Below are 17,102 nucleotides of genomic sequence, written 5' to 3' on the forward strand. Positions count from 1 at the left end.
TCGCTTCGCTCCTCGCAATGACGCCGTCTAGGCCTTGCGCCGCGATTACTGCGACAGCTTAACGAAATCCGGAAACTTCAGCTTTCCTTCCGCGATCGCCTTCGGCCAGACCGCGATCTGCTTGCCGCTTTGCCACTGGAACACGAGGCCGGTAACGGCGCCCGGGCCGGACTTGATGCCGTGGGTGAACTCGTCGTTCTTGCCGTAGAACTGGATCTTGCCGATCGTGCCATCGAAATCGGTCTTCTCGAGCTCGGCGACCATCTTGTCCGGATCGGTCGAGCCGGCGCGCTGGATCGCCTCCGCGATGATGTAGACCTCGTCATAGGCGGTGTAGCCGGTATAGGCCGGCGGCGTGCCGAACTTGGCCTTGAAGGCCGCCGCGAACGGCTTGGTCTTAGGCGTCACCGCGACGTCGGGTGTCGCCACCGCGAGCGACGGCACGCCTTCGGCCGCGCCGTTGGTGTCGCCCCAGAACGTCGGGCTCAGCGCCTGCGCGCTGATACCGAACATCGGGATCGGCACCTGCTGGTTCTTCCACTGCACGGTCGGCTGCACGCCGACATGGGAGATGCCGGTGACGATCACGTCGGGCTTCGCCGCTTCCATCTTGTTGAAGATCGGCGTGAAGTCGGTGGTGTCGGGCGAGAAGCGGATGTGCTCGACGACCTTCAGGCCGACCTTGGGCAGGCAGGCCTCGTAGCCGACGTCGAGCGGCTTGGTCCACGCCGCATCCTCGCTCATGATCGCGACCGACTTGAACTTGAGCTGATCGACCAAAAGCTCCTTGGCCGCGTCGCAGACCAGTTGCGCCTGCGCGGCCGAGGTCAGGTAGCCGTGGAACGTGTACTTGTTCTTCTCATAGTCGTTGTGGATGGCCTTGGTGATCTCGTTCGAGGCGGCGCCGGGCGTGATCAGCGGCATCTTCAGCCGCGAGGCCCACGGCTCGAGCGCCAGCACCACCTCGCTGATGTAGCTCGCGATCACGGCCGAGACCTTGTCCTCGCTCACCGCGCGCTGGAAGGCGCGCACGGAATCCGCCGACGAACTCTTGTTGTCGTAGGTGACGATCTCGATCTTGCGGCCCATCACGCCGCCCTTGGCGTTGATCTCGTCGGCCGCGATCTGCGCGCCGCCCGGGGTTGCCGCGCCTGCGATCGACTGCACCTCGGCGATGACGCCAATCTTGATCGGATCCTTCGACTGCGCGTAGGCCGGCGCCGCGAGGCACAGCGCCAGCGCCGAGACCAACAGGCTCGCGCGGGTGGCGGTTGAAGTTGCTGGCATCATGATCTCCCTTTGCTTGTTTTGTTTTTCTGAACTTCGAACGTCAGAGAAAGTCCTTGCCGGCCTCCGCGGCGAACCGGCCCGGATCGCCTTCCCAGACGATCCGCGCGTGCTCCAGCACATAAACGCGGTCGGCATGCGGAAGTGCAAACGTCACGTTCTGCTCGCCGAGCAGCACCGTGATCTTGGTGGTCTGGCGCAGCTTCTCCAGCGCCTTCGACAGCAGTTCGAGGATGACCGGCGCGAGGCCAAGCGTCGGCTCGTCCAGGATCAGGATCTGCGGCTGCATCATCAGCGCGCGGCCGATCGCCAGCATCTGCTGCTCGCCGCCGGACAGCGTCTGCGCCATCTGGCCCTGGCGCTCCTTCAGGATCGGGAACAGCTCGAACAGCCAGGCGAGCTGCTTGGCCCGCGCCGCGTCGTCGAGATGCTGGCCGCCGAGATCGAGGTTTTCCCGCACCGTCATCTCGCCGAACAATTCGCGCGATTCCGGGCACTGCACGAGGCCGGAGCGGGCGATCTTCGCCGGCCCGGTGCCGCGCAACTTCTCGCCGCCGCGCAGGATCTCGCCGGTATAGGGCAGGAAACCCGAGATGGTGTTGAACAGCGTGGTCTTGCCGGCGCCGTTCAGGCCGACGATGGAGACGAACTCACCCTCATGGACGTGGATCGAGACGTTCTCCAGCGCCTGCGCCTTGCCGTAATGCACGCTGACATTCTCGACCTGCAGCAGCGGCACCTTGTCCTTGAACGAGGTCTCGGGCCGCGCATGGGTCTCGATCGCGCCGCCGAGATAGACCCGCCGCACGGTCTCGTTCTTCATCACGTCCTCGGCGCGGCCGGTCGTGATCTCCTCGCCGAGATACATCGCGAGCACGCGATCGACCAGCGCCGCGACGCTCTTGACGTTGTGGTCGACCAGCATCACCGCGCGTCCCTCGTCGCGGAAGCTGCGGATCAATGCGGAGAATGTACCAACCTCGGCGCTGGTGAGGCCGGCGAAGGGCTCGTCGACCAGCACCACCTTCGGGTCACGCGCGATGGCTTTCGCAAGCTCCAGCCGGCGCAGATCGGCGAATGGCAAGGTCGGCGGGCGACGGTCCGTCACCGCACCGAGGCCAACGCGCTCGGCGATCCATTTGGCGCGCTCGGTCAATGCCTTGTCGGGAAACAGCATGAACAGGCTGTCGGGCAGCAGCGCGACCATGATGTTCTCCAGCACGGTCTGCCGGTTGAGCGGCCGCGAGTGCTGGAACACCATGCCGAAACCCTTGCGCGCGATCTTGTGCGCAGGCATCCCGGCGACGTTCTCGCCCTCGAACAGCACCTCGCCCGCGGTCGGGCGCTCGATACCCATCACGCTCTTCATCGCGGTCGACTTGCCCGAGCCGTTCGGCCCGATCAGGCCGAGGATCTCACCGGGATGCAGGTCGAACGAGAGGTTCTTCACGGCGGTCAAGCCACCGAATCTCTTGGTCAGTCCACGAACGGTGAGCGTTGCAGTGGTCACAGTCTGATCCATTTAAGAGCGCGCCTCGCGTGACAGGGCCGCTCCGAGGAAACCGCCGGGGAAGAACAGGACGACGAGCAGCGCCACCGCCGAGACGATGAAGGTGGCAAGCTCGCCGGTCGGGCGCAGGAATTCGCCAGCGACGATCAGGAAGATCGCCCCTAGCGCCGCGCCCAGCACGGTACGCCGGCCGCCGAGCACGGCTGATACGATGACGTTCACACCGACCGCGACGTCGACCACGGTGCCGACCGAGGCGGTGCCGAAGTAGAACACCAAGAGCGCGCCCGACAGTCCCGAGAAGAACGCGCTGACGATGAAGGCCGCGAGCTTGTGCTTGACGATGTTGAAGCCGAGCGCGCCGGCCTGCACCGGGTCCTGCCCGCTCGCCTGCAGCACGAGGCCGACCGGCGATTGCGACAGGCCATACAGAATGGCCGCGCTGATGGTCATGAAGCCGAGCGCGATCCAGTAATTGACGCCGGCATTGATGGAGATGACGTCGGGGATGGTGAGCCCGATCTCGCCGCCGGTGAGATCGGCGAACACCACGACGAAGTTCTGCAGCATCAGCACCGCGACCAGCGTAGTGAGGCCGAAATACGGTCCCCTCACCCGCAACGCCGGCAGCGCCAGCACGAAGCCCGCGACCACCGAGGCCAGCGCGCCGAGCAGGATGCAGACATACACCGACCAGCCGTACTGGTTGTTGAGAATGCCCGCCGTGTAGGCCCCGGTGCCGATCAGGAAGGTTGGCCCGAAATTGACCTCGCCGGCGAAGCCGAACAGGAGGTCCCAGGCCATCGCGAACACGCCGAAATAGAACGCGACGGTGAGCAGCCCGAGGATGTAGCCCGAGACGTAAAGCGGCAGCGTCGCGGCGGCCACGACGCAGACCAGCGAAATGAAGAACAGGCGCGAGGTGAAGAAGTTGCCCATCTCAGCGCCTCCCCAAGAGGCCCTGGGGCCGGATATACATCACGAACACCAGCAGCAGCAGCGCCGGGATGGTGCGGTAGGCCGGCGAGATCATGTAGGCCGTGATGGTCTCGAGATAGCCGACGACGAAGGCCGCGATCAGCGAGCCGGAGACGCTGCCGAGGCCGCCGAGCACCACGATGGAGAACGCACTCGCGGTCAGCGGCCCGACGCTATAGGAGCTGACGCCGAGGAACATGCCGAGCAGCACGCCCGCGATGCCGGCGAGGATGCCGTAGATCCCCCACACCACGATGTAGATCTGGGTGAGTTCGAGCCCGAGCAAGGTGACGCCGCGCGGGTTCATCGAGGCCGCCAGCACCGCCTTGCCGGTCCGCGTCCGGTTCACCAGGAGCCACAGCAGGCCGATCACGAGGCAGCACACCAGCGCCGTGAAGATGTTGTTGCGCGGCGTGCGGTTGCCGAAGATATCGACGACGCCCTCGACGATCGGCAGCACCGTCTTGGCGTTGTTGGTGAAGAAATAGGCGATCAGTTCCTGGATCATGATGCCCCACAGCAGGGTGCCGGTGAGGACGAAGATTTCCTTCTCCTCATTGGGGATCCGCGTCGAATTCTGGATCGGCTTCACCACCGCGAAATAGGTCGCGAACGCCATGATCAGCGCGACGCCGACACCGAACAGCGCACCGGCGTAGATGTCGAGGTGCAACACGCTGGCCGCGGCCCAGGCCGCGACCGCTGCGGCCACCATGATGGCACCGTGGGAGAGGTTGAGGACGCCGGAGACACCGAAGATCAGGGTGAAGCCGGTGGCGCCGAGCGCATAGAGCGCACTGATGGCAAAGCCATCGATCAGGATTTGTAAGGCAAGCATCTCAAATTGGCCGCGGCAGCAGGGCTGCCTGTTGTGGAGGACGCGGAACCGAATAAGGATGCTCCCGGGACCGGCCCGGGAGCATTGTCATCGGTCAGTTCGTGGTGAGCTTGATGAAGCTCGGGAACTTGAGGTCGCTCTTGGCGACCTCCTTCGGCCACACCGCGACCTGCTTGCCGCCCTGCCACTGCAGCATCAGTCCGGTGATCAGGCCCTTGCCGTACTTGATCGAATGGGTGAACGGATCGTCCTTGCCGTAGAACTGGACGCGCCCGATGGTGCCTTCCCAATCGGTCTTCTCCAGCGCATCGACCATCTTGTCGGCGTCGACCGAGCCGGCGCGCTTCACCGCATCGGCGATGTAGTAAACCTCGTCATAGGCGGTGTAGCCCGCATAGGACGGATAATTGCCGTAGCGCTTCTTGAAGCCTTCCGCGAACGGCACCGACTTCGGCGTCACCGCGACGTTCGGCCCCGACACGCCCTGATACAGCACGCCTTCCGCCGCATCGTTGGTGTCCTTGCCGAAGGTCTCGTTGGTCGCCTGCGAGGAGATGCCGAACATCGGGATCGGCACCTGCTGGTTCTTCCACTGCACCGTCGGCTGCACGCCGACATGCGAGATGCCGGTGATGATCACGTCGGGCTTGGCGGCCTCCACCTTGTTGAAGATCGGCGTGAAGTCGGTGGTGTCGGGCGAGAAGCGGATATGGTCGACGACCTTGAGCCCGATCTTCGGCAGGCACTCCTCATAGCCGACGTCGAGCGGCTTGGTCCAGGCCGCGTCCTCGCTCATGATGACCGCGGTCTTCATGTGCTTCTGATCGACCAGCAGCTCCTTGGCGGCATCGCAGACCGACAGCGCGAGCGCCGCCGAGGTCAGGTAGCCGTGGAAGGTGTACTTGTTCTTCTCGTAATCAGCGTGAACGCTCTTGCTGATCTCGTTGGAGGCAGCGCCGGGCGTGACGAACGGCGTCTTCAGGCGCGAAGCCCAGGGCTCGAGCGCCAGCACCACCTCGCTGATGTAGCTCGAGATGACGACGTTGACCTTGTCTTCGTTGACCGCGCGCTGGAAGGCGCGCACCGAATCCGCCGAGGAGGAATGATTGTCGTAGGAGACGATCTCGATCTTGCGGCCGTCGATGCCGCCCTTGGCGTTGATCTCGTCGGCGGCCAGTTGCGCAGCCTGCGGGATCGAGGCGCCGGCGATCGCCTGCGCTTCGGCGATCACGCCGATCTTGAGGGTGTCGGCAGCCTGCGCTCCGCTCGGCGCCGCAGCCAACAGGCCCAGCACGGCCGCTCCTGCAAGTTTCTGCATCGCATGCATGGGGAGTCGCGATGTTCTTGTCACCCTGTTTCTCTCCTCTTTTTGTTCGGCTGCTTCGAGCTCTTGGGGCCGGACTATAGCCGCGACAAAATGCGCAGCAAGTGAAACTGCGCGCAGATCGCCATGCATGGACGGCGACTAAAGTAGTGGGTCGGCTCGGTACGGCTGAATAAATTTGAGGCAGAGGGGGAATAAAGACGCGAGGTGCGGTTCTTTCAAATCGTCATTGCAATGACGGTGAGGTGAGCACGCACGTCAGGCTCCCTCTCCCCTTGCGGGAGAGGGTTGGGGAGAGGGGTGGCCCCGGGCGAGCTGATCGATGCGCGCATCGCCCTCGCAACCTGTGTGCTTGTCGTCGTGACGACGCGGAGGGAGTTCGTCGCGTGGCCCCCTCTCCCCAACCCTCCCCCGCAAGGGGGGAGGGAGCCCTGCCGCCGGCGGCTCCCTCACAGACCACGCAACACACTCGGTGTCGTCCCTGCGAAAGGCAGGACCCATAACCACAAATGCCGATTGTTGGGCGATGCTGGAACGACGAGTCGCTGTAATAAGCTCCGCCGCGGAGTATGGGTCCCTGCTTTCGCAGGGACGACAATCGTGAGTACGGCTCCAGCCCTACTCCGCCATCTCCGCCGGCGGCCGCGTGGCGGGACCGGCGAGCGGGCGTTCTTCCATCGTGATCATGCAGATCGAGGCGGTGGTCAGCAGCACGGCGGCGGCGCCGAACACGTAGCGGAACGCATGGATCATGTCGGCCATCGGGATCGCGCTGACGGTGCTGGCGGCCGCGGCATGATGCTCGCCGGCGAGCGAGATGTCGGTGCCGAGCGTCATCAGCAGGATCGTGGTGAAGGCTGCGACCGTGAAGGAGGCCATCATCGCGCGGAAGAAGTTCATCGCGCCGGTCACGGTGCCGACCTGCGGCCGCGCCACCGCGTTCTGCAGCGACACCACGCTGATCGGGAACGTGGTGCCGAGCCCGAGCGCGAACACGCTCATCAGCAGCAGCAAACCCCACAACGGCAGCGTCGTCACCGCCATGCCGACGGCGCAGATCGCGGCAACCGACGTGCCGACGATGGCGACGCGCTTGTAGTGCTTGGCCTTCGCCATGGTCCGGCCGGCGATCGCAGCACCAAAGGTCGAGATCGCCGCGAGCGGGATCAGCGCAAGGCCGGCCTCGCTGGCGGTGAGGTGATAGACCACCTCGTAATAGAGCGGCAGATGCACGGTGAGGCCGACCATGGCGCCGAGCGCGCAGCCACCCGCGCCCATCGCGAACGGCACCACCGAGCCGCCGAGCAGCGACAGCGGCAGGAATGGCTCGTCGGCGCGGCGCGCGTGCCAGACGAAGGCGCCGGCGAGCGCGATCGAGGCGCCGATCATCGCCGTAATCGTCGGCGACAGCCAGGACAGCTTGGTGCCGCCCCAGGTCAGCACCAGCATCAGCACGACGGCCGAGGCCATCAGCAGCACGCCGCCGAGCCAGTCGACCTTGCGCTTGCGGTGGAACACCGGGATCTTGCTCATCTTCGGCAGCAGCAGCGCCAGCGCCGCCGCTGCGAGCGGCAGGTTGATCCAGAAGATCATCGACCAGTGCAGGTGCTCGGCGAATACGCCGCCGACCACCGGGCCGAGAATGCCGCCCGCCATCCAGACGCTGGAGAAATAAGCCTGGTAGCGGCCGCGCTCGCGCGGCGTGACCACGTCGGAGATCACGGTCTGCACCACGGGCATGATGCCGCCGCCGCCGAGCCCCTGCAGGCCGCGGGCAATGATCAGCATCGTCATGCTGGGCGCGACCGCGCACAGCACCGAGCCGACCACGAACAGGCTGAGCGAGGTGATGATCATAACGCGGCGGCCATAGATGTCGCTCAGCGTGCCGAACACCGGCGCCACCGCGGTGGAGGCGAGCAGATAGGCCGTGATCACCCAGGACAGGTTGGTGACGTCGTGAAACTGGCGCCCGATCGTCGGCAGCGCGGTCGCGACGATGGTCTGGTCGAGCGCGGCCAGGAACATCGTCAGCATCAGGCTGATCACGATGGTGCGGACTTCGTCCGGATTGAGCGGTGCCGGCGGCGCCAGCGGCGGCGCGTCGCTGAGTTCGATCACCTCGCTCGGAAGGTGAGACAGCTCTTCGGCAATGTCGTCAGGCAATGTGGATTGGTCGGCAGGAAAACGGCTCTGCCGTTCATACTTGTTCATTTGGGGCGTAATGCTGCTGCGCGGGCGCGTCCCGCGATGGAATCATTCTCTGCTTCGGAATTTATGCAGCAATTGCTTGCTGAGGCAGGCACCCCAGCGCATGGGTGCATCCCGCCGCGATGTTCTCGCGATCACGTGATCACAGCACAGCCGGCGCCAGCTCCCGCCGCCGTCATCGTTACGCCTTGGAAATCTACCTGGAAGTTTACTTGGAAATTTACTTGGAGACCTTCGGCCGCTTCTTCAATTGGGCCCGTTTCGGCAGCAGGGCCGGCCAGCGCACGATGTGATCCTCGAGATCGGCGTCATTGACGTCGAGTTCGGTGCCCTCCACCCGGCCGCGCACCGACACGCCGGCTTCATGCACGGTGTTGGGATCGCCGGAGATCAGGGGGTGCCACCAGTAAAGGTCGCGCCCCTCGGCCACGAGCCGGTAGGCGCAGCTCGGCGGCAGCCAGTTCAGCGTCCGGACATTCTCGGGCGTCAGGCGGACGCAATCCGGAACCTGGTCGGAGCGGTTCGCATAGTCCTTGCAGGTGCACAGGCCTGAATCGAGCAGCTTGCAGGAGATATGGGTGAAATAGATCTTGCCGGTGTCCTCGTCCTCGAGCTTCTCCAGGCAGCACCGTGCGCAGCCGTCACACAGGCTTTCCCATTCGGCGTTGGACATCTCCTCCAACGTCTTGGTTTTCCAGAAGAATCCATCCTGGCCCGACGGGCGCTTGGGCGGTGCGGTCATGCTATCCCTGACATGGCGATAAAGCCCTTCTTGGGACGCCGGCGGCCCGTTCGCAAGGGGGTGATATTGCGGGGTCGAAAAAGCCGGTGGGCAGCGTTAGGGCTTTCATTAAATTCATCAGCCGCGCCATTGGTTTATGGCAACCGCTCGGATAGAACGTGGAACGAGTCCCCAACGACGCAAAAGCGCCTTGGGATTGCCGCAACATCGAAGCAAGACGCTGGCCTGTGCCCGATTTGGGCGCCCGTAGCGCTGTCGAACTGATCAAGGGTCCGGTCCTTTCAGATCATGCCGTCGCATTGGAAACAGAAGGTCCGGAACTTCTTCCTGGACCTCGATGCGCGTATCGACTCGACGCTGTTCTCGTCGGGCAAGGGCCTGCGCGAACTCTACGAGCGCTATTCCACCTTCATGGACCGCTTCTATGTCGGCCGCTGGAAGCGCTGGGTGTTCATCGAGCCGCTCTCGGAGGCCGCGACCATTGGGCTCGGCGGCATGATCCTGATGCTGACGCTCGCGATCCCCGCCTTCCGCGAGACCGCAGACGAGGACTGGCTGAAGAAATCCGATCTCGCGGTGACCTTCCTCGACCGTTACGGCAACCCGATCGGCAGCCGCGGCATCAAGCATAATGACTCGATCCCGCTGGAAGACTTTCCGGACAACCTGATCAAGGCGACGCTCGCGACAGAGGACCGCCGCTTCTACGACCATTTCGGCATCGACGTGCCGGGCCTCGCCCGCGCGCTCGTCACCAACGCCCAGGCCGGCGGCGTCCGCCAGGGCGGTTCGTCGATCACCCAGCAGCTCGCCAAAAACTTGTTCCTGAACAACGAGCGCACCATCGAGCGCAAGGTGAAGGAAGCGTTCCTTGCGATCTGGCTGGAGACGCGGCTCACCAAGAACGAGATCCTGAAACTCTATCTCGACCGCGCCTATATGGGCGGCGGCACCTTCGGCGTCGATGGCGCGGCGCATTTCTACTTCAACAAGTCGGTGCGCGACGTGAACCTCGCGGAAGCCGCGATGCTCGCCGGCCTGTTCAAGGCGCCGACGAAGTACGCCCCGCACATCAACCTGCCCGCGGCGCGCGCCCGCGCCAACGTCGTGCTCGACAACCTGGTCGATGCCGGCTTCATGACCGAGGGTCAGGTGTTCGGCGCCCGCCGCAATCCGGCGGTCGCAGTCGACCGGCGCGACGAGAATTCGCCGAACTACTATCTCGACTACGCCTTCGACGAGATGCGCAAGCTGGTCGACACCTTCCCGAAATCCTACACCGAGCGCGTCTTCGTGGTCCGCACCGCGATCGACATGAACGTGCAGAAGGCGGCCGAGGAAGCGATCGAGAACCAGCTCCGCCAGTTCGGGCGTGATTATCACGCGACGCAGGCCGCGACCGTAGTGTCCGATCTCGACGGCGGCATCCGCGCCATGGTCGGCGGACGCGACTACGGCGCAAGCCAGTTCAACCGCGCCACCGACGCCTACCGGCAGCCCGGCTCGTCGTTCAAGCCCTACGTCTACACCACGGCGCTGCTGAACGGCTTCACGCCGAACTCGAAGATCGTCGACGGCCCGGTCTGCATCGGCAACTGGTGTCCGCAGAACTATGGCCATTCCTATTCCGGCTCGGTGACGCTGACGCAGGCGATCACCCGCTCGATCAACGTGGTGCCGGTCAAGCTCTCGATCGCGCTGGGCGGCAAGGAAGGCCCGAAGGCGGGCCGCGCCAAGATCGTCGAGGTCGCGCGCCGCTTCGGCCTCAAGGCACCGCTGCCCGATACGCCGTCGCTGCCGATCGGCTCCGACGAAGTCACGGTGATCGAGCACGCGGTGGCCTATGCGACCTTCCCGAACCGCGGCAAGGCGGTGACGCCGCACTCGGTGCTCGAGGTGCGCACCGGCGCCGGCGATCTGGTGTGGCGCTGGGACCGCGACGGCCCCAAGCCGCGGCAGGCTATACCGCCGAACATCGCCGCCGACATGGCCGGCATGATGAGCCACGTGGTCAGCGAAGGCACCGCGCGCCGCGCCGCGCTCGACGGCGTTCCGACCGCCGGCAAGACCGGCACCACCAACGCCTATCGCGACGCCTGGTTCGTCGGCTACACCGGCAACTTCACGTGCGCGGTCTGGTACGGCAATGACGATTATTCGCCGACCAACCGCATGACCGGCGGCTCGCTGCCGGCGCAGACCTGGCACGACATCATGGTCGCCGCGCATCAGGGCGTCGAAGTGAAAGAACTCGTCGGCGTCGGCATGGGCCAGAAGCTGCCGCCGCAGCCGGCGCAGGCCAATGCCCAGGTGAGCGCTGCGCCGCGTGTGCTGGAGACCAAGCCGGGTCCGCCGCCGGTCTTGACCAAGCGCGGCGCGGATATCCTGGTCCGGGTCGAGAAGCTACTCGACGACGCCGCCAGGACGGCCGGCAAGACCACGCTGAACGAACCCTCGAAGACCGGCAAGGCGGAGTCCTCGAGCGCGCTGGCGTTCCCCGAAAACTACGTTGCCGCGGCCGGGCCGGACGGCGCGACAGCACCTGCGCCACGCAAGAACTGACGTGCGGCTCCTCCTCACCACCTTGCTGGCACTCGTCATCGCCACGGCCGTTGGCCTCGGCCTGACTTATGCCACGGCAACCCGCGGCACCGATCTCGGCACGCTGAAGATCGGCGCCTGGACCGCACGGCCGAAGAACGGCACGTCCGACGTCGACCCCTATTCGCGCGCCACCATCGCGCGCAGCGGCGAGCTGCCGATCGGCACCGGCGACGGCATCGCGTTCTCGGCGACCACTGACGACAAGAACAAGCCGCTCGACGGCCGCTGCGACATCGTGGTCTCAGGCGTGACGCCGGCGGCGCGGTTCTGGACGTTGACGCTGTTCGATCGCAAGGGTCACCTCGTCGCCAATTCGCTGCAGCGCTACGGCTTCACCAGCCAGGAGATCATGCGCGCTTCCGACGGCACGTTCGAGATCCACATCGCCTCGCGCTCGCGCGCCGGCAACTGGCTGCCGACCGGCGGCATCGAGCGCTACGCGCTGATGCTGCGGCTCTACGACACGCCGGTCGGGGTCGCGACCCGCACCCAGCGCGACGCTCCGATGCCCGCGATCGCAACGACGGGCTGCCCATGATCCGCGTGCTGTTCACCATCCTCGCAGGCGTGCTGCTCGGCGGCGTGGTGCATCTCGTCAGCGTGCTGGCGCTGCCGCGCATCGCCTCGCAGGACGCCTATTCGCGGCTGACGCCGATGACCAAGCTCAACGAGGTGACGCAGCTGCCGCTGGCCGACCCGAGCCACGCGCCGATGCCGCTGATGGATCCGGCCTTCGCCGTGGCGATCTGCCGCTACGATCTCTCCACCGGGCCGCTCAAGCTCACGGTGCCGGTCAGCCAGGCCTATACCTCGGTGTCGTTCTACACCCGCAACGAGGTCGCCTATTACGCGATCAACGACCGCTCCGCCGGCAAGAAGGTGATCGAGCTCGACCTGATGACGGAAGCCCAGCACAACGAGCTGCCGGAGGACGAGGAAGTCACCGCCGCCGACCGGCTGATCATCGACTCGCCGACCGAGACCGGCCTGATCCTGCTGAAGGCGTTGGCGCCGGAGCCCGGCCTGATGCCGCAGGCGCAGGCTTCGCTTGCGGCCTCGTCCTGCAAGGTGCAGGCCGAGCCGGTCGCGGCCAAGCAGGAGGCGCCGCCGCCCGTGCCGACCCCGGCCCCGCCGCCTGCGGCGCGCAACAAGCGCTAGCTCGCAAGCATGATCCGGAAAAGTGCGAAGCGGTTTTCCCTCGCGACGAGCGCGGAGCGCTTGCGCGGAGATCATGCTCAAATGTAGCGTTAGCGCGCGTGACGACCGCAACGGCAGGTCTCGTAATCGACGGGATCGTGGCTGTTGACGATCATGACGCTGGCGCCATGCGCCGCCTTCAACTGCCGCAGCCGCTCCTGGTTCTGGATCCGCATCGCGCGATCCATATCCGCGCGGCGCTGGAACATGCCGAGCACCAGCGGGATCCGCGGCCGGGCAGCGAGCTGCGCGTGGTGGAAATAGGCATCGCCGGCGTGCAGCAGCCATCCGTCCTTGTCGCGCACCGCGATCCCGCAATGGCCGAGCGTGTGGCCCGGCAGCGGAATCATCAGGATATCCGGCTCGCGATCGCCGAGCGCGCGCACGCCCTTGAAGCCGAACCAATCCTCGCCATCTGCGCCGTAGAGCGCCCAGTCCGGCCCATGCTTCCATTGCGCCGTGATGTAGCGCCCCACCGGCGGCGCAACCTGATGCGTCACCGCCATGTCGTACTCCTTGCGATGGACGTGCACCTTGGCCTTCGGAAAGTCCGGCACGCCGCCGGCATGATCGCGGTCGAGATGCGTCAACAGCAGATGCCGCACATCGTCGGGCGAGAAGCCGAGAGCCTTCACCTGACGGACGGCGGTCTCGGCCGGGTCGAGCCGCGGCGTCGTCTGCCGCACCCATTTGCGCCCGAGCCGCGGCGGGTCGCCGATGTCGTCGAGCCCGATGCCGGTGTCGACGAGCACCAGGCCGTCATTGCTCTCGATCAGCAGGCAATGACAGACCATCCGCGCCCGCTGGAACAGGCTGCCGCTGCCGTTCACGAGGCGCTTGCCGATCGGGCACATGGTGCCGGTGTTGAGATGATGGATGCGCATGACCAATCCTCCGCTGTAACAGGCGCAGACTTGCCACTCGTCAATTCATAGGTAAAATATTGTCTCGCTATCGATACGATAGGATAGACCTATGGATATCCGCGAACTCCGCTACTTCGCCGCGGTCTACCGGGAGCGCAATTTGACCGCCGCGGCGAAGCGCTGCTTCATCTCGCAGCCGTCGATCTCGGCGGCGATCACCAATCTCGAGGCCGAGCTCGGCACCACGCTGTTCATCCGGCACAAGAAAGGCATGGCGCCGACGGAATCCGCCGCGCAGTTTCACGGCATCGCCCGCCGGATCATCGACGAGGCGGATGCGGCGCGAAACCTGTTTCGCAAACCCGCGACACGACAGGCGCTGACGCTCGGCCTGTTGCGCACGCTCGATCAGGCGCGGACGATCGCGCTGCTGAAGCCGCTGACCGGCAATGCCGATCTCGCGCTTCGTCTGGTCGGCGCCAATGAGAAGGCCGACGCGCGGATCGTCGCCAAGAGCATGATCGGCGCCGGCGAGCACTTCATCCCGCTCTGGAGCGAGCGCTACGTCGCGGCGCTGCCGCCGTCGCATCCTCTCACCCTGAAGGAGACGTTGCGGACCACCGACTTCGCCGGCGTTCCGATGATCGACCGCTGCCATTGCGAGCAGCAGGAGTTTTTCAAGCGCACCGCGCCGCCGCGCAAGCCGGTGGCGATCGCGGAATCGGAGGAATGGGCGATGGCGCTGGTGGCGGCCGGGGTTGGCGTTGCGATCGTTCCTGAAGGCGTGGCGCGCGGCAATCCGGATGTGGCGGTGCGTGCGATCGAGATCGACGTGACGCGCCAGGTCGGCCTCGCCTACCCCTCCGCTCATCCGCCATCCGATGCGCTGAAGGGGTTCATTGCCAACCTGCCGCGGCAACCGAGCAGTCGCCGGGGCAAATCGACAACGCGGAGAATGAAGCCCGCCTAGCCCTTCGTCACCACGGCCTGGCCGGTGACCGGCGCAGAAATCAACGGCGCGTTGGCGGTGAGCCGCGCGAGTTCGTTGATCTGGCGTTCGGCGTCGGCCGCCATGCCGTCGGGCGCCTGGATCACCAGCCGCTCCAGCGCCCAACGATAGGACGCAATCCGCCGCTCCAGGGCCTGCTGGACCCACTGCACGATCAGCGTGTTCTCCTCCATCCGCGCGACGGCATCGGCCCGCTCGCGCGGCGACACGTCGGCAATCATGTGGAGGCTGGCATTGCGCTTGTGGTCGAGCTCGATGACCTGGGCCGCAGTGGCGAAGAACGGCTCGAAGCGGGTGATGTCGTCGCGCACCTGATCGATCAGCAGCGAATAGCGCGAGGCGAACGAGCGGTGCGGCTCGTCGATCAGATTGCGGCCATAAGCGGTGCGGTCGAACACGGCCTTCTGCCGCCACGGTGACGGCAGCGGCTGGTAATCGCCGAACACGCTCTTCCACGCCGGACGCGACAGCGGCGGCTCGACGTATTGATAGGCGAGATCGCGCAGCTGGCGTTCGTGTTCGGTGAGCTGGAATTGCGAGGCGTTCTTGCCGATGCTGCCGGTCGCCTCGGCGCCCATCCAGCGATGCATGTCGTCGTTGCGGAAATCCGCGCGGGTGCGGCCGAAATCGCCACCGCTGCAGCCCGCGAGCACCGCGCCCGCAACCAGCAGGATCAGCGCCGGGAGTGACCGCCGCGCGGCGGTCCGCTGCACAGGCTGCGGCATTGCACGATGTCCGCTATCAGGAACGGCGTCGGCGACGGCGGCCCTGGGCAGTGCCCTGCTCCGGTCCGCGCCCACCGCCGGTCTCCTCCGTCGTTCGTTCGATCCGGACGACGGGAAGGATCAGTACGGTCCCCATGCCTTCACCGGCAGTACCGACAACGCTCGGCCGCCGTGCGGCCGCATCCGCCGGAAACTCAACGATGGTGCCCATGTTCCGTTCTCTCTGGCCCCGCACGGACGTGATTTGCCCCGCGCATGCCGAGTTAAGAACGGGCATGGTTAACGACATCTTAAGCCGCCGGTACGGGCGGTTACGGATGTGGCGCTGTGCCTTAATGGACACGCGCAAATTCGAGCGTTCGGCTTCACGGCTTGTTTTCCTTAACTGCCTCTTAAAACAGCCTGCGTAGGCTCGCTGCCACAGGGTTTTCAAACCGAGTCTTATTGGCAAGTCGCGTACGCCCGAGATGAGCGCAGCTCCGCTATTTCCTGGTTTCGATGGGCTGATGACGCTCTCCCGCCGCGAGGGCGTCGACATCCGCCCGACGCTGCTGCGCGTCCTGACCGACCTTTATGTGCAGGCGAGCGCGCATTCCGCCGACGAAGAGCGCCAGTTCGTCGAGCTGACGTCGCGCCTGATCGACGAAGTCGACGACGCGACCCGCGCCGCGGTCCGAGCGCGGCTTGCGATCTATCCGGCAACGCCCGCCAGGATCATGGACAAGCTCGGGCTGCGCCGGGTCGGTCCCGACCAGCCGTTGCCGGCGGACGCTCCGGCTTCCGTGCCGGCACCGTCAGCGTCCCAAGCAAGGATCCCGACCGAAGCCGAGCTGCGGATGGCTGCGAGCCTGGCGATGCGGCCGAACGATGCCGCCGAGATCTCCGATATGTTCTTTGCCGCCAGCGCGAAGGAACGCGCGCAGATCCTGCACAATCTGCAGGAGACGCCGCTGAAGGCGGCGGCGCGGATTCCGGCCGCGCGCGCCGCGCGCGCGATCCATATCCTGGAGATGGCGGCCTTTGCCGAGGACATCGACAACTTCACCCGCGAACTCGGCGAGGCGCTGATCCTGCCGTCGCGGATCGCGGCGGAGGTCGTCAATGATCCCGGCGGCGAGCCGCTCGCCTGTGCGATGCGGGCGCTTGACGTCTCGAGCGCCGCATTCCAGCGCATCCTGATGTTCCTCAATCCGGAAGCCGGCTCGTCGGTCAACTATGTCTATCGACTGTCGCGGCTCTACGATCGCCTCAGCGAGCGCTCGGCGCTCGTGATGTTGGCGGCGTGGCGCGGCTCGACCATGGCGGTGGCGCGCGCGAAATATCGCTCGTCGCTCTATGACGACGAGCGCCATCGCGTCCGCGCGACACCGTCGCAGATACGCCCCGTCGTGCAGCCCGGCAGCGCGCCTGCCATTCGCAATCAGAAATCCGGAAACTAGCTTTTAGCGAGATCGAGAAAGTGCCGTCCGGCGCGATCTTCGGTCTCGACGATCCACGCATCGGGATCGAAGCGCAGCTCCTTGGTCAATCGCTCCTCGACCGAGGGTTCGGACACAGGCTGCGGTGCCGTCGGCACGAAGAGCCGCTCGACCGGACGGCTGTCGTCATAGACGGTCTGCGGCGCGGGCGCATACAGCATCGCGTTGCCGTCCATCAGCGCCACCTTGACGAACACGGCACCGGCTTCCTCGGCGCCCTTCTTGCGGACTGCGCCGAACACGCCTTCGGTCTGGCAGCGGCGCAAATACGCCGCGACCCATATGCTGGTTTTCAATCGCATGCGCCGACCTATAGGCCAGCGACGCGGCCAC

The 17,102-nt window shown here is 65.6% G+C and carries 16 protein-coding genes; 5 read left to right on the forward strand and 11 right to left on the reverse strand.

Annotated elements, in window-relative coordinates; genetic code table 11:
• Positions 1 to 45: 45 nt before the first annotated feature.
• The 7 genes from XH92_RS30315 to XH92_RS30345 form a co-directional block, all read right to left on the reverse strand.
• Positions 46 to 1,290 (reverse strand): ABC transporter substrate-binding protein, encoded by a 1,245-nt coding sequence (locus XH92_RS30315; RefSeq protein WP_194455394.1) that lies wholly within the window; start codon positions 1,288 to 1,290, stop codon positions 46 to 48.
• Positions 1,291 to 1,330: 40 nt separating this feature from the next.
• Complete coding sequence (locus XH92_RS30320; RefSeq protein WP_194455395.1) at positions 1,331 to 2,809, reverse strand: ATP-binding cassette domain-containing protein; 1,479 nt, start codon at positions 2,807 to 2,809, stop codon at positions 1,331 to 1,333.
• Positions 2,810 to 3,736, reverse strand: coding sequence for a branched-chain amino acid ABC transporter permease (locus XH92_RS30325; protein WP_194455396.1), 927 nt, complete (start codon positions 3,734 to 3,736; stop codon positions 2,810 to 2,812).
• Position 3,737: 1 nt separating this feature from the next.
• Entirely contained in the window at positions 3,738 to 4,613 is an 876-nt protein-coding gene (locus XH92_RS30330; protein WP_194455397.1) for a branched-chain amino acid ABC transporter permease, read from the reverse strand.
• 94 nt (positions 4,614 to 4,707) lie between these two features.
• Positions 4,708 to 5,931: an ABC transporter substrate-binding protein gene (locus XH92_RS30335; RefSeq protein ID WP_194455398.1), complete on the reverse strand. Its 1,224-nt coding sequence runs from the start codon at positions 5,929 to 5,931 to the stop codon at positions 4,708 to 4,710.
• A 624-nt stretch (positions 5,932 to 6,555) separates the two neighbouring features.
• Complete coding sequence (locus XH92_RS30340) at positions 6,556 to 8,151, reverse strand: MDR family MFS transporter (RefSeq protein WP_194455399.1); 1,596 nt, start codon at positions 8,149 to 8,151, stop codon at positions 6,556 to 6,558.
• Positions 8,152 to 8,368: 217 nt separating this feature from the next.
• A complete protein-coding gene (locus tag XH92_RS30345) occupies positions 8,369 to 8,890 on the reverse strand; it encodes a YcgN family cysteine cluster protein (RefSeq protein ID WP_194455400.1) in 522 nt (173 codons plus the stop codon).
• A 288-nt stretch (positions 8,891 to 9,178) separates the two neighbouring features.
• Between XH92_RS30345 and XH92_RS30350 the strand changes: the two genes are divergently transcribed.
• The 3 genes from XH92_RS30350 to XH92_RS30360 are packed head-to-tail and all read left to right on the forward strand — an operon-like array spanning position 9,179 to position 12,652.
• Complete coding sequence (locus tag XH92_RS30350; RefSeq protein WP_194455401.1) at positions 9,179 to 11,452, forward strand: transglycosylase domain-containing protein; 2,274 nt, start codon at positions 9,179 to 9,181, stop codon at positions 11,450 to 11,452.
• Between the two features lies 1 nt (position 11,453).
• Entirely contained in the window at positions 11,454 to 12,032 is a 579-nt protein-coding gene (locus XH92_RS30355; RefSeq protein WP_194455402.1) for a DUF1214 domain-containing protein, read from the forward strand.
• Entirely contained in the window at positions 12,029 to 12,652 is a 624-nt protein-coding gene (locus XH92_RS30360; RefSeq protein WP_194455403.1) for a DUF1254 domain-containing protein, read from the forward strand. The genes XH92_RS30355 and XH92_RS30360 overlap by 4 nt, the downstream gene beginning before the upstream one ends.
• 89 nt (positions 12,653 to 12,741) lie before the next feature.
• Here the strand turns inward: XH92_RS30360 and XH92_RS30365 are convergent, their stop codons facing one another.
• Positions 12,742 to 13,575, reverse strand: coding sequence for an MBL fold metallo-hydrolase (locus XH92_RS30365; RefSeq protein ID WP_194455404.1), 834 nt, complete (start codon positions 13,573 to 13,575; stop codon positions 12,742 to 12,744).
• Between the two features lie 91 nt (positions 13,576 to 13,666).
• On the opposite strand from XH92_RS30365, the gene XH92_RS30370 reads away from it, so the two are divergent.
• Positions 13,667 to 14,527, forward strand: coding sequence for a LysR family transcriptional regulator (locus tag XH92_RS30370; protein ID WP_194455405.1), 861 nt, complete (start codon positions 13,667 to 13,669; stop codon positions 14,525 to 14,527).
• Here the strand turns inward: XH92_RS30370 and XH92_RS30375 are convergent.
• A complete protein-coding gene (locus tag XH92_RS30375) occupies positions 14,524 to 15,291 on the reverse strand; it encodes a hypothetical protein (protein ID WP_194455406.1) in 768 nt (255 codons plus the stop codon). The two genes, XH92_RS30370 and XH92_RS30375, sit on opposite strands and share 4 nt — an antisense overlap.
• Before the next feature lie 16 nt (positions 15,292 to 15,307).
• Complete coding sequence (locus tag XH92_RS43220) at positions 15,308 to 15,502, reverse strand: hypothetical protein (protein WP_246787751.1); 195 nt, start codon at positions 15,500 to 15,502, stop codon at positions 15,308 to 15,310.
• Between the two features lie 295 nt (positions 15,503 to 15,797).
• Here XH92_RS43220 and XH92_RS30380 point away from each other — a divergent pair, with 295 nt between their 5' ends.
• Positions 15,798 to 16,730, forward strand: a complete 933-nt coding sequence (locus tag XH92_RS30380) for a DUF2336 domain-containing protein (RefSeq protein ID WP_246787752.1) — start codon at positions 15,798 to 15,800, stop codon at positions 16,728 to 16,730.
• Here XH92_RS30380 and XH92_RS30385 read toward each other — a convergent pair.
• Positions 16,727 to 17,071: a DUF1491 family protein gene (locus XH92_RS30385; RefSeq protein WP_074131034.1), complete on the reverse strand. Its 345-nt coding sequence runs from the start codon at positions 17,069 to 17,071 to the stop codon at positions 16,727 to 16,729. The genes XH92_RS30380 and XH92_RS30385 overlap by 4 nt on opposite strands.
• Positions 17,072 to 17,102 lie beyond the last annotated feature (31 nt).

The sequence above is a fragment of the Bradyrhizobium sp. CCBAU 53421 genome (genome assembly GCF_015291625.1).
GTDB lineage: Bacteria > Pseudomonadota > Alphaproteobacteria > Rhizobiales > Xanthobacteraceae > Bradyrhizobium.